Genomic DNA, 14,082 nt, shown 5'->3' with positions numbered 1-14,082 from the left:
CTAAGAAGGCCACATAAAGTGAAACTTTAATCAGTGAGGGGTTCCTTCATCTCCTACTGATTAAAGGAAATCAAAGGCTAAATTCGCGACATCCTGCCGGCCTGAACAAATCTGGCTTTTACTGGCTGTTGACCCTCCACATACAATTCTAAGTTTTCTCTACGAATGCTTGAAGCGGGGGTCTTACAGCCAGTTAATACGGGATAAAATTTAATTTGCGCCTTTTACTTCTAATTCCCCCGCATAAAGTTCCTCTAGAGCTTTTCCAACAAATTTATGTGATTTGTAATTCTCCATGAGTGGGTTCGAGTTCTCTTGTAAACGACGGGCCCTGCTGGCAGAAACCGTTACAAGAGAATATTTAGAATCAATCACATTTAATAACTTATCAATAGATGGATATAACATTATTTTCCAACCTCCAACATTTTTATATACTTTCCGGCAATTCGCTCACTTCTATAGTGTTCAGCTTGCACAATTGCATTAATACGATCAACCGCTTTTTCAACATCATCGTTTTCAACAATATAATCATATAAACTCATCAATTCAATTTCATGGCGAGCTGCTTCCATACGATTATGAATTAAGTCCACTGATTCAGTGCCTCTCCCGACAATCCTACTTTGAAGTTCATTTAAGCTTGGAGGCATTAAAAATATAAATAAACCATCTGGAATTTTCTCGCGTACTTGCTTCGCTCCTTGAACTTCTATCTCTAGAAAAACATCTTTTCCAGAGTTTAATGTTTCATTTACATAATCCAAAGGCGTACCATAATAATTCCCTACATATTCAGCATATTCCAAGAGTTTTCCATTTTGAATCATCTGTTTAAATTCTTCCTTGCTCTTAAAGAAGTAATCTACACCATCTATTTCGCCTTCACGAGGAGATCTAGTCGTGGCCGAAATCGAATACTCGAATTGAGCATCAGGACGCGAAAATACTGCTTTTCTTACTGTGCCTTTTCCAACTCCTGACGGACCGGAAAGAACAATCAATAACCCCTTTTCTTTCATTTTGTTCCTACCCTTCTTCATTCTCATCCTTACCACCAAACAACCGTTGAGCTACGGTTTCAGGCTGAACAGCCGAAAGAATCACATGTTCACTGTCCATAATAATTACTGCCCTGGTTCTTCTCCCATAAGTAGCATCAATCAAGGTGGCTCGATCTCGTGCATCCTGAATGATACGCTTTATAGGAGCTGACTCTGGCCTAACAATCGAAATAATTCGATTGGCTGAGACAATATTCCCAAAGCCAATATTTAAAAGCTTCGTTTGCATAATGCTCCTCCAGTCAACTATCGGTTTTTTTATACATTTATATACATTTATGTATAGGTACTGTCTTGAATATAGTGAAAATTCAAGAGTGGGGGCTTTCATCCCCCACTTGCTAATCTTGCTTCTCCTCTATTTCTTGAAGTGGGACCTTACAGCCAATTGATTCGGGATAAAAAAAGTAATAGAGCTTTGTCTATTACTTTTAAAAGTATATCACAATTTATTTCTTTTTTCTTATAATAAAACTTCCCGCGAGTAAAAAAGTTGGTAAAGCACTCATTTTAGCTGTTTTCGTAGCGTTCATATGCTGCATTTGTAATTTCTAAGTATCGTTCTATGTCCATATTTTCAACTTGTTTTACATGCTTATCCCATTCATCGAAGGAAATTTCTCCTGTAATAAACTTGGCTTCCATTTCATCCAGATAGGTATGAATATCCGAACCGATTGACTGCATAAAGTTTATTTCATCCTCTGTATAGTTGAATGCGTTCCAAATTTCCTCAGGTGCATTTCCTTTCACCTTTTCGCCCACTGCTACTGCACTTGGTAATGATTCAGATCCCTTGAAATATTTATACTGTACATAGCCTGGATAACTTCCTCCCATCCAAGTAACATAAGGAGTTAAAGCTTGGTCAAAAGTCAAACCATCTGGGTTATTTGTGATTTCTTCTACAAACTCATATTCTCCTTTGCCATTTACAGTATATGTTTCACCCTCAATGCCCATGAACTGGAATGTGGCACCTTCTTCGCCGAAGAAATAATCGATCCAACGAATCGTTGCTTCCGGATGTTGATTCTTATTCGTAATAGCAAATGCGCCTACATGTACTAACGGGGCTTTTACATGACTATATAATTGGTCGCCATGTGGTCCTTTTAAAGCACCCATACCAATATAATCAGACTGATTCATGACTGTTTCCGGGTTAGGAGCGATTGTAGCACCGTATATGCCTTCTGCACCTTTTGCATTAAAATTTGCTGGATCTGTTGTGTAGATATCCTGATCGATTAAACCTTCTGAATACAATTTATTGACATACTGAAGCATTTCCTTATATTTTGGATCGATACGGAAAAAGCGTAAATCACCTGTGGCTGGATCTACATCTACATATTTATTGGCCAATCCTCTTGAACCAAGTCCCCATGCACCTTTTATATGATCGACAATCTCATTCATACTTTGAGAACTAAATGGGATCTCGTCATTTTCCCCATTTTCATTTAAATCTGTTTCTTTTATTTCTTTTAAAAATTCGTAAAATTCATCCGTTGTTTTCGGTTCTTCTATCCCTAATTTTTCTAACCAAGGTTTTTTGATCCAGATTGGCTTACCTATTAACATAGAAAGGAAATCGGGACTATAATAGGATGGAATAGAGTAGATATTTCCATCTGGCATTGTAAGACCTTTTTTAATATCGGGGTGTTTTTCCATCGCCGCTTTAATATTTGGCGCATATTTATCAATTAAATCGTTTAGTGGCATAAAAATACCTTGTTGTCCATATTTAAATAAATCAGCCGCCGGTATTCGAGATGAATAAAACACATCTGGATAATCTTGGCTAGTTAATGCCAAATTACGCTTTTCCGTCAAAGTTCCAAATGCCACTTCTTCAAAATTTACATTGACACCGGTTTTTTCTGCATAAGTTTTAAAAACTAATGTCTCCTCATACTGATCTAAATTCTGTTCATACCTACCTGTAAAAAATGTTAGATCAATAGGTTCTTTTACGATTGGAAAACCTTCTTTATTCAGATTATCTGTGTTAGATGTTGAATCGTCGGTATTCTTGGGATCCTTACTGGATGATGTCTTCGAGTCATTACATGCAACAAGCACAACCATAACCACTGCCCAAACAATAAAACCAAACCACTTTTTTCTGTTCATTGATGAAACCTCCCTTAATTAACCTTTTAATGAACCAATCATTACACCTTTAATAAAGTACTTTTGTAAAAAAGGATATAAAATTAACATTGGTAAACTTGCGATCACTACTACTGCATATTTCAAACCCTCCACTTTTAAAATACTTTCCGATAATGCTTCTCCCCCCATATCAGCCATTCCGGATAAATCCTCTTGTATTAACATTTGTCTTAAGAAGAGCTGCAAAGGAAATTTGTCAGTGTTTGTCAAATAAATCAAGGCATCAAAATAAGCATTCCAATGACCAACACTGTAAAACAATCCCATCACCGCTAGAATAGGCAAGGATAAGGGTACTACGATTTTCACTAAAAATTTTATATTACTGCATCCATCCATAAAAGCGGCTTCTCGTAATTCATCAGGTATACCTTGAAAAAAGGTCCTCATGATGATTACGTTGTAAACGGAAACAGCTCCTGGAATGATCATAGCCCAAATTGTATCTAACATCCCCAAGTCTCTAATTAATAGGTAAGTAGGAATCATTCCCCCACTAAAAAACATTGTAAAAAGAATGATTGTCGTTATGACTCCTCTTCCATAAAAATCTTTTCGAGATAAAGGATAAGCAATCATGACAGATGCAATAATATTGATCACGGTTCCGAGTACCGTATAAAGGACCGTATTGCGATATCCGATTAATATGTTTTTATTTTCAAAAACCGTCTTATACGAATCGAATGTAAAATCGATTGGTAACAGCCAAATGTTGCCTTGTGCAATATGGATTGGAGCGCTTAAAGATGCACTTAACACATAGATTAATGGGTAGATCATAAGAAAAGTGATCAACAGTAAAATGGTAGAATTAATCATCGTAAAGATTCTGTCGCCCACGCTCATTTTTTTCAACATTGAAGATGGCCCTCCCAACTAACACTCACCATAAGCTCACCTTATTAACTTTCCTGGCAATATAATTGACAGACAATAAAACAATTAGGTTAACTACGGATTCAAATAAACCAATGGCTGCCGAATAACTATACTGGGAACCAATGATCCCTTTTCTATAAACATGAGTGGAAATAACATCAGATGCATTCATATTCAAATCGTTTTGCATTAAAAAGACTTTTTCAAAACCGACACCAAGGATGCTTCCGCATTGAAGAATTAGCATAATGATGATCGTCGGTTTGATACTTGGCAAATTGATGTGCCATATCCGTCGAAGCTTCGAAGCTCCGTCCATTTGAGCAGCTTCATGCAATTGCGGATCGACACCTGCCAATGCCGCCAAGTAAATAATGGAGCTCCATCCCATGTGTTGCCAAACACCCGAAAAAACATATAGGGTTTTAAACCACTCTGGTTTTGTCATAAAAGCAACTGGGTCGCCACCAAAAAATGCAATTATATGATTAATGATTCCAGTGGAGGGAGATAAGAATAAAAAGAGCATTCCAACGACTACCACTGTTGATAAAAAGTGTGGTGCATAGGTGACTGTTTGAACAAAAGACTTGTAATATCTCATTCTCACTTCATTAATCATAATGGCCAGTATGATCGGAATGGGAAATCCAACCACCAGCTCATATACACCAATTAGAAGTGTGTTAGAGATAAGTCTCTCAAAATAAAAACTTTCAAAAAATCTCTTTAAATGTTCCAAGCCCACCCATGGACTTCCAGTTATCCCTTCTACCACAATAAAATCCTTAAAAGCAATCTGCACACCGTACATTGGGATGTATTTAAAAACGATAAAATAAATCAATATTGGTAAAACCAATAAATATAAATCCCAATTTCTCTTAATTTTTTTTGCCACATTTTTCTTCGGCCGCATCTCTCCTTTTGGAGTTTTGGTAACAACATTTCCAGCCACTGTACGATTCAACACATTCACCTACCTTCTCAATCCAATATTGTGTTATTGTAAATTTAATAAAGCTACTTATTTAACTATGCTTATATTCAAACCTCCTTCGAACATGCCCATCTTATCAAACTTCTATTAAAATCCTGTAAATTCATTGCAAATATTCAATTAACTTATCATTTATTAAAATCACCCCCTCAAAATAAGGAGCCTCTCCTAAGGTTCCCTCTACTTTTAAACATCGTTCAGTCGATAGGGATTACAAGTAGATCTCATTATAAAGGACTATTTGCACCCCAATATGTAACCGTTACCAACGAGAGGTTTTAAGAGACTTGCCACTGAGATAATTGTTGACCTTACACCTCATATGGCATGTCCTCCCGTAGTCTAATTCCACTAATAATACTGTTGGATCTACCTTTTCTAACTAATGAATATTCATACAACTGTTGCGAACAATTAATTTTGTCGGCAAGAAACTAGTTAGAGGTAATGTGATACTCCCTTCCATTTTTTGAATTAGTAATTTCACAGCAATCCTTCCCATTTCTTCCTTGAAAACACGAACAGTCGTTAAAGGAGGTGTTATAAATTCGGACATCTCAATATCGTCAAATGAAATAATTGAAATATCTTCCGGAATAGATAATCCATATTCCTGAATTGCTTTATATGCTCCAAACGCCATTCTATCACTCGCTGAAAATAGCGCAGTGGGAATTCTACCTGTATTTAAAATTCTCTTCATAGCTTCATAACCTCTTGTTAAATCGAAGCCACCATCCTGAACCCATTCTTGATTGATGGATAGATTATTGGATTGAAGGGCTTTTTTAAAGCCTAAAAAACGATCTTCTTGATCATGGGGCAATCCTTCTAATGGACTGCCACCAATATAAGCTATATCTGTATGACCTTTGTGAATTAAATAATTTGTGGCGTTCATTGCAGCTTGATGAAAATCCACTGTAACATGATCTATCTCTAAGTTTGTTGTTCCGCCCACGAAAAGGACTGCAGGAATTTGTTGGGTAAGTTTCCTAAGGATCTCTTCTTTAAACGGGCCGACACATACTATTCCAAGATCATTCTTATTAATTTGGGATAATAAGTTGGATTGAACAATCTCCTGCATATCGTACGTAAATTCTAAAACACAACCTTGTTCAATCAATTCTCTTTCAATACCGTATATAATTTCAGAAAAAAACGGATCCCTGTATTTACTTTCTGCTTTACTTAATACAACACCGACTCTTTTTTCCTGATTGTTTTTATTTTGTAATGAATTGTTTATTTTAAAGTATCCTAATTCTTTAGCAGCTTGAATAATCCGTAGGCGAGTTCCATCATGGATTGAAACGGGTGTATCACTCAATACTCTTGATACAGTAGATATTGACACCTCCGCACGATTCGCTATGTCTTTTAACGTTACTTTCATTCTAAGCACCTAATTTACATCATATTTTATTTACAGTCACCTTTACGCTACTAAGATAAGTAGCAGAATTAATGTATTTATACATAACTTTTAATCCTTACTAATATAGGCATCTGCCCAATTAGCGTGATCGTATGACCTTCCATCGTTGGCATCTGTTACATAAAGCCTTAACTGATTTACTCCCGAAATATCAACTTGCACTTTTTTTGCCGAATCAGCCCCTGTTACTTTGCCACTGTCATAAACTTTTTCACCATCTGTCCAAACCTGAAATACTACTGCCCCTTTATCCCCGACTTCGTCATCAATACCTACATCTGCTGTAAATGTTGAGAATTTACCACCAATATAGTAAGTCACTTCCGCAAGTGCATGCACACCAAGACCCTTATCATATGTGATACCATCAATTGTTAGCGGATTGCCATCGTTCAAATCCTTGTCTCCAACGCTTTGATCCCTTTCCACGGGTCCCCAGTGGTTGGTAGCATCCGTCCATTCTATGTCGCTTAAATAGCTGTTTGCGGTTGGTGATGACGGCACGACTCTCACTAATGAATCGGTACTTAATTCATGCTGCTTTCCCTCAAATTTATAGGAGGCATTAGCTTCTAAATTTACGAACCCTGGGTCAACATCACTTGGAATTGTTAACTCCCACTCAATATCAAATGTTTCCCCCCGAGCAAGCTTTGATACATACGGGTCGGAAACCGCCTTGGCTATCCATCCTTCCGGAACTTGTAATTTAATATCTAAGTTTTTAATGAGCTTTTTTCCATAGTTTTCAAAAGTAGATGTGACGATGTTTGTTTCACCAGGAAACAGGTATTGTTGATCGAATGATAAAGTGGATGATGAAGAGAGATCAATCGTATAGTCTGTTTCCGGTATCCATTGCTTTCTGTGAAAGTCACGCCCCTTGATTTTTACCTTATTATCGTAAACTTCTACATATAAACCTTGGCTTTCATCCCAATTTTGATCAGGCCAGAAAGTCGTAAAATAGGTCGATGCTGTATTGACAACCGGAAAACCCCTTTTTGCATTCATATTGGTATTGGGTTTCCTCATGTCTCGATGGGTATGCCCCGAAAATAAAATGACTTGCGGATATTTTGAAAGTATTTTTTCCAATTCTTTATATTGAATCACCATTGATTCCTCTAGGGGCTGATGAAGATAGACAAAAATCGGCTTTTTCTTTTTGCTTCGTTTGTTTAGCGTGTCTTTTAACCAATTAAGTTGCTTATCGCTAAGAACCGCAGCATCCTTTGTGGGAGCATCTACAGGACCCCAACTCTCTGAACCTAAGAAAATAAAAGAATAGTCATTTAGAGTTCTTTCAAAATACACCTCTTTCTGATTAACAAACTCTTTAAAGCGTTCCATGTTTATTTCATTTCCTTCTCCATTATGAAACTCATGGTTTCCTATGGAGAAATGAATATTTTCCGGCGTAGGGGTTTGTTCTAATAGATTACGTACCTTTTCATACTCTTCTGAATAACCCGTGTTTGTGAGATCACCATTAATAATTAGCGCGTCCGATGATGGATTCATTTCATGAATATCTTGAAGTGCTGCTAAAAATTTGTTCGATGAAAAGGAAGACTCCCTAATATGTATGTCACTCAATACATTAAACGTTAAATTCGGTTTCTTTTCCTTACTAATTATTTCACCATGTGCTCTTTCAATTGGGAAAGGACCTGAAAAAAAGGCAATTAAAGTAACTAAGCAAAGGGATACAATATTTTTCACCATCAAACAACCCTCCTGTAATTTTTGCAATACCTGAATAATCCCTCCCTCCTAAAATGTAACATCCCATACGATGATATAGAATCGAGATAGTAATTTCCCTACAGGAAAGTTTGCGCAAACTCTGAAACTAATATTTCTATGCGCTTTCATAATAGTGATATGAGAAAGGGCACTTTCGTTATTCATATTTGCTTGTTAGTATATAGCACTGGAATTTATTAGTCAATAGGAATTTGCGCAAACTTTTCATATATTTGGATTGAGTTGTTGCAAGATATATTCATAATCTTGCAACAATCATATACAAGAAAACTATAATCTGTTTGATTTTTATGATGAAGTGCTTATGGATATCACGAAAGAATTGGAGGCGAATTTGGGGGAAATGTATGTCATGTCATTAAAAGAGATTTAAAAATTTTAGGTGCGACGAGACTGATTTACACTACAACTTTTTGACAAATTAAGACAGCCGTAAACCCAGTTTACATACGGGCTCACGGCTGTTTTTTCTAACTGAAAAAGTCAGGATATAACACAATTTATTTCTTTTTTCTTATAATAAAACTTCCCGCGAGTAAAAAAGTTGGTAAAGCACTCATGACTGTGATGAGAAGCCAGTCTATTCCTGCAATCGGAACAGTATGGAAAATCGGCTGTAAAGCAGGAATATAAATGACACAGACAGTCAGAACAAAGGAAGAAAGCACAGATAATACTAAATATTTATTTTCAAAAGGATTTCTTGAAAAAACTGATACCTCACTTCGACAATCAAATACATGGATAAGTTGTGCCATAATTAAAGTGGCGAATGCAACAGTTTGTGCATAAGCAAGATTTGCTGGGTCGCGCTGATAAATGATCAAAAATGCAATAAGAGTCGAGATTCCGATCAAAAATCCTCGTGAAACAATTTTCCAGCCTAATTTTCTTGCAAATACCCCTTCATTAACGGGCCGTGGCTTCCTTTTCATGACGTTCTCTTCTGGCTGGTCTAAACCTAATGCCATCGCCGGTAACCCGTCTGTCACTAAATTTACCCATAATATTTGAATAGGCAGAAGAGGGAGAGGCATGGACATCAACATCGCAAAAAGCATAACAAGGATTTCTCCCACATTCGATGCTAACAAGTAGCGAATAAACTTCCGAATATTTTCGTAAATATTTCTTCCTTCATGAATGGCTGACTTGATTGTTGTGAAATTATCGTCCATTAATATTAACGAAGAGGCTTCTTTCGCCACATCTGTTCCGGTAATGCCCATCGCGATGCCTATGTCAGCTGACTTAATCGCAGGCGCATCGTTGATCCCATCACCGGTCATTGCCACAATATGTCCATTACTCTGGAAAGCTTTGACAATTTTCAATTTATGTTCTGGTGTGACACGTGCAAAAACGGCCACATTTTCCACCACTTTTTCTAATTCCTCAACCTCTAATTGATTTAGCTGTTGCCCGTCCATGACTAAATCATTCTTTCCAAGAATCCCTAATTGTTCCGCTATTGCACAAGCTGTTGCTCGATGATCTCCTGTGATCATGACCGTCTTAATTCCCGCTTGCTTACATTCCGCTACTGCTGCTTTCACTTCAGGTCGCGGAGGATCAATCATGCCTTGTAAGCCAATAAAGGTTAAATCTTTTTCAATTTCCTTTTCATCTTGAGGAAAAACATTCCCATGAAATGGTTTAAAAGCAATTGCGATTGTGCGTAAAGCTTGCTCAGAAAGGTGCTGTACGCTGGCATGAATCCCTTCTTCTAGCTCTCTACTAAGCAATTTCTTTTTTTGTTCCCATAAAATAGATTCACATTTTCCAGCTAAAACATCCGGAGCTCCTTTTGTGATCACAAATTGCTTTCCGTTTTCATCCTTGACAATTACGCTCATCATTTTTCTTGCGGAATCGAATGGATATTCTTTTTGAATCGTAAATTGCTTTAATAACGTTTCACGATGGATATCTGCTTTTAAGGCAGACATTAGCAGCGCTCCCTCTGTTGGATCGCCATCGACAATGATCTCTTTATCCTTCATCATCACTTCCGCATGGTTACATAAAACGCCAAATGTTAATAATTGTTTAAGCGACTTTTCATTCCTTAAATTAACCTTTTCGTCATCATAGTAAAATTGATCATGCTCATCTCCAGCTAGTTGGTACGTTTTCCCCCCACTCCAAATACGTGTTACGGTCATTTTGTTTTGTGTCATTGTTCCTGTTTTATCAGAACAAATCACGGAAGCGCAACCTAATGTCTCAACAGCGGGTAGTTTACGTACAATGGCTTTCTTTCGAATCATCCTCTGGACACCCAATGATAAGGCTACTGTCACAATAGCAGGCAATCCTTCTGGAATAGCGGCTACAGCAAGCGAGACTCCAGCTAGGAACATGGTAAATACATCATGTCCATGTATAATTCCAACAACAACTACAAGCAAGGTTAAAGCTAAAGCAACCATAATTAAAAATTTTCCTAATTGCTGTAAACGTCTTTGCAACGGAGTGGTCATCACAGTAGCAGTTTGAATCATATCGGCAATTTCCCCCATTGCCGTTTTCATACCTGTTGCTGTCACCATCCCCATCCCGTTCCCACTTGTAACCAATGTACCTTTAAAGGCCATATTATTGAGATCACCAAGATTGGGATTCGTATCTTGAACGATCCCCGTGTGTTTGGTGGAAGGGATCGATTCTCCTGTTAAAGCTGATTCCTCAATTTGTAAATTATTCGCTTGCAGAAGCCGCAAATCGGCGCCTATTCGATCACCACTCGAAAATCGGATTATATCTCCAGGTACTACTTCTCTAGAGTTAATTTTCTCCCATTGTCCCTCTCGCAATACAGAAACTTGTGGAGCAGAAAGATTCTTTAAAGCTTCTAACGATTTCTCTGCCTTTCTTTCTTGAACAAACCCTAAAATACCGTTTAAAAAAACAATCGCCATAATGGTAATCGCATCGATATACTCACCGAGAATCCCGGAAATAAGGGTCGCCCCAAGTAAAACAAGTACCATAAAATCTTTGAACTGACTAAAAAATAATAAAATCGCTGATTGTTTTTCCCCTTCAGATAATTCATTCCATCCGAACTTTTTTCTTTTTGTTTCAACCGCTTTATTCGTTAGTCCCTGTTCAATACTTGTGTTTAGAGCTTCTTCTACTTCTTTTTCCTGCATCCCATAAAACTGCATGCCCTTCACCTCATCACTCTCTTTCTCATAACATACAGAAGTTGTCCATGTACTAGCATGCTTATTCAGTAGAAGTGAATTTCATGATATAATTTTGTACAAGCACAAAAGTTTCGAATATAAAATGGAAGAGGTTGTTATGCAATGCCTTTTGATGGTTTTTTTACACGTGCAATAGTATCCGAATTAACGTCCCTACTTGTTGGTGGTAGGATAAGTAAAATACACCAACCTTTTAAAAATGAAATTGTCATGATTGTGAGAGCAGCAAGAAAAAATCATAAGTTGCTTATTTCCTCCCATCCTAGCTATGCTAGGATTCAAGTAACCGCTGATACCTTTGAAAATCCGCAAGAACCACCAATGTTTTGTATGATTTTGCGAAAACATTTAGAAGGGGCGATTATTGAGGAGATAAGCCAGGTTGAAATGGATCGAATCATTATGTTAAAGATCAAAGGACGTGACGAACTAGGAGATGTTCGTTATAAAAAGTTGATCATCGAAATTATGGGTAGGCATAGTAATATAATTTTAGTCGATGAAGAGACAGAAATGATTCTGGATAGTGTCAAACATATTCCTGCCGCTTTAAATAGCTATCGGACGATTTTACCTGGAGCTCAGTATATTTTCCCACCTGCACAAAACAAACAAAATCCATTAGAAGTTGCGCAGGAAGATCTATTGAGAACGATTGATTTTAATGCAGGTAAATTAGACAAACAGATGGTTGGAGCTTTCTCTGGTGTTTCTCCTATACTCGCAAAAGAAATCATTCATCAAGCTGGACTAGCGAATAGGGAAACAGTACCGAAAGCTTTCTTAACGATGATGAGTAAGCTTAACGCTCATCAATACGAGCCTAGTATTACAATATCAAATAAAAAAGAAGAGTTTTATTTATTTCCTCTCACAGTGCTGGATGGAGAAGCCAAACAATTCTTCACTCTGAGTGAAATGCTAGATCGTTATTATTTCGGGAAAGCGGATCGTGATCGCGTAAAGCAGCAGGCTCATGACTTAGAGAGATTGATGAAAAATGAAAGGGAAAAAAACGAAGGAAAGTTAGGTAAATTAGCTAAAACATTAGCAGATGCAGAAAATGCGGATCAACATCAATTGCTTGGAGAGTTATTAACAGCCAATCTTCATCAGGTACAAAAAGGAATGAAGAAGATTTCTGTCCCGAACTATTATGATGAAGATTATCAAGAGGTCACAATTCCGTTAGATCCGCGAAAAACACCTTCGGAAAATGCGCAAATGTATTTTACGAAATATCAAAAAGCGAAAAACGCAGTCCGAGTTGTAAAAGAGCAAATTGAAAAAACAAAACGAGAAATGGCGTATTTTGATGGCTTAATCCAGCAGCTTGACTCTGCTTCTCCTCATGATTTGGAAGAGATTCGAGAAGAACTGGGAGAAGAAGGCTATATACGTTCGCAAAAGAAAAATAAAAAAAAGGCGAATGCCAAACCTGTCATTGAGCGTTATCAAGCCAGTGATGGAACAGATATCTTTGTAGGAAAAAATAATAAACAAAATGACTATTTAACGAGTAAGATGGCAGCTAGAGATGAGATTTGGTTACACACGAAGGATATTCCTGGGTCCCATGTCGTGATTCGACATAAAAATCCTAAGGAAACGATCATTTTGGAAGCGGCTATGCTTGCTGCCTATTTTAGTAAAGCAAAAAACTCAGCCTCCGTCCCCGTCGACTTTACAAAAGTCAGACACGTCAAAAAGCCGAATGGTGCCAAGCCCGGATTTGTCATTTACGACAACCAACAAACCGTCTACGTAACACCCAATGAAGATCAAGTCAGAAAGATGCATAAGTAGGTGATTGGCATCACCCGAATTATGTCGAATGGTATTAAAAAATCCTTTATAGGAGTTGCTGCAGAGATGAGCATTCCTATAAAGGATTTTTATTATTTTTCCTGCCATTGTTCAGGATGTTTACGCCAATTTTCAAGGGTTACTTGATCATTTTCTTCAATCACACCTTGGTGTAGGGCGACTTGTATTAAGGTGGAATAGCCTGTTAATGAGTAAGCTTTTAACTGAGCCTCTTCCAGTCTTTTTTGCCCTTTTTCTAATTCATATGTAAAGATTGAAACAATCCCTAGTACCTCGACACCTTCTGCCTGAAGAGCCTGGGCTGCAGATATCGCGCTGCCCCCTGTAGAAATTAAATCTTCCACAACGACTACCTTCTGTCCTTTTGTAATTTGTCCTTCAATTTGATTGGTTTTTCCATGGCTTTTAGCAGAAGAACGGACATAACACATTGGCAAATTGAGTTGCTCACTTACCCAGGCTGCATGAGGAATGCCGGCCGTAGCTGTACCGGCAATCAGTTCTGCTTCGGGAAAATGCTGCTGAATTAATTGCGATAGCCCTCCTGCAATTTCTCTTCGTAATGAAGGATAAGAGAGGGTTAAACGGTTATCACAGTATATAGGTGATTTCAGTCCAGAGGACCATGTAAAAGGATCTTGCGGCTTCAATGATACCGCCTGAATCTCTAATAATTGTTTCGCAATATTTTCTGCTATT

Annotated in this window: 11 protein-coding genes; 1 reads left to right on the top strand and 10 read right to left on the bottom strand. The window is 37.5% G+C overall.

Going from position 1 to position 14,082, the window contains the following annotated elements:
* Positions 1 to 210: 210 nt before the first annotated feature.
* The 9 genes from rpoZ to IPU53_RS15030 form a co-directional block, all read right to left on the bottom strand.
* Positions 211 to 408, bottom strand: coding sequence for a DNA-directed RNA polymerase subunit omega (rpoZ, locus tag IPU53_RS15070; RefSeq protein ID WP_207451841.1), 198 nt, complete (start codon positions 406 to 408; stop codon positions 211 to 213).
* Positions 408 to 1,025 carry a guanylate kinase gene (gmk, locus tag IPU53_RS15065; RefSeq protein ID WP_207451863.1) on the bottom strand — a complete coding sequence of 206 codons (618 nt, stop codon included), beginning with the start codon at positions 1,023 to 1,025 and terminating at the stop codon, positions 408 to 410. Before gmk ends, rpoZ begins: the two co-directional genes overlap by 1 nt.
* Before the next feature lie 7 nt (positions 1,026 to 1,032).
* Positions 1,033 to 1,296, bottom strand: coding sequence for an extracellular matrix/biofilm regulator RemA (remA, locus tag IPU53_RS15060; protein ID WP_207451840.1), 264 nt, complete (start codon positions 1,294 to 1,296; stop codon positions 1,033 to 1,035).
* A gap of 281 nt (positions 1,297 to 1,577) precedes the next feature.
* Entirely contained in the window at positions 1,578 to 3,209 is a 1,632-nt protein-coding gene (locus IPU53_RS15055) for an extracellular solute-binding protein (RefSeq protein ID WP_242698323.1), read from the bottom strand.
* A gap of 18 nt (positions 3,210 to 3,227) precedes the next feature.
* A complete protein-coding gene (locus IPU53_RS15050) occupies positions 3,228 to 4,112 on the bottom strand; it encodes a carbohydrate ABC transporter permease (RefSeq protein ID WP_396019952.1) in 885 nt (294 codons plus the stop codon).
* 25 nt (positions 4,113 to 4,137) lie between these two features.
* Positions 4,138 to 5,052, bottom strand: coding sequence for an ABC transporter permease (locus IPU53_RS15045; protein WP_207451860.1), 915 nt, complete (start codon positions 5,050 to 5,052; stop codon positions 4,138 to 4,140).
* Between the two features lie 463 nt (positions 5,053 to 5,515).
* On the bottom strand, positions 5,516 to 6,532 hold the full coding sequence (locus IPU53_RS15040; RefSeq protein WP_207451839.1) for a LacI family DNA-binding transcriptional regulator: 1,017 nt from the start codon (positions 6,530 to 6,532) through the stop codon (positions 5,516 to 5,518).
* Between the two features lie 90 nt (positions 6,533 to 6,622).
* Positions 6,623 to 8,302 (bottom strand): NPCBM/NEW2 domain-containing protein, encoded by a 1,680-nt coding sequence (locus tag IPU53_RS15035; protein WP_207451838.1) that lies wholly within the window; start codon positions 8,300 to 8,302, stop codon positions 6,623 to 6,625.
* 542 nt (positions 8,303 to 8,844) lie between these two features.
* The gene (locus IPU53_RS15030) at positions 8,845 to 11,514 is read right to left on the bottom strand and encodes a cation-translocating P-type ATPase (RefSeq protein ID WP_207451837.1); all 2,670 of its coding nucleotides are present in this window, start codon (positions 11,512 to 11,514) and stop codon (positions 8,845 to 8,847) included.
* Positions 11,515 to 11,658: 144 nt separating this feature from the next.
* Here IPU53_RS15030 and IPU53_RS15025 point away from each other — a divergent pair, with 144 nt between their 5' ends.
* Positions 11,659 to 13,362, top strand: a complete 1,704-nt coding sequence (locus tag IPU53_RS15025) for an Rqc2 family fibronectin-binding protein (RefSeq protein ID WP_207451836.1) — start codon at positions 11,659 to 11,661, stop codon at positions 13,360 to 13,362.
* A 92-nt stretch (positions 13,363 to 13,454) separates the two neighbouring features.
* Here IPU53_RS15025 and pyrE read toward each other — a convergent pair whose 3' ends face one another.
* A complete protein-coding gene (pyrE, locus tag IPU53_RS15020; protein ID WP_207451859.1) occupies positions 13,455 to 14,081 on the bottom strand; it encodes an orotate phosphoribosyltransferase in 627 nt (208 codons plus the stop codon).
* Position 14,082: the final 1 nt, after the last annotated feature.

This window comes from Bacillus sp. SD088, assembly GCF_017355205.1.
Classification (GTDB): Bacteria; Bacillota; Bacilli; order Bacillales; family Bacillaceae_C; genus Lederbergia.
Note: the sequence above shows the minus strand (reverse complement) of the source record. Positions and strands in the feature narration are given on the sequence as shown.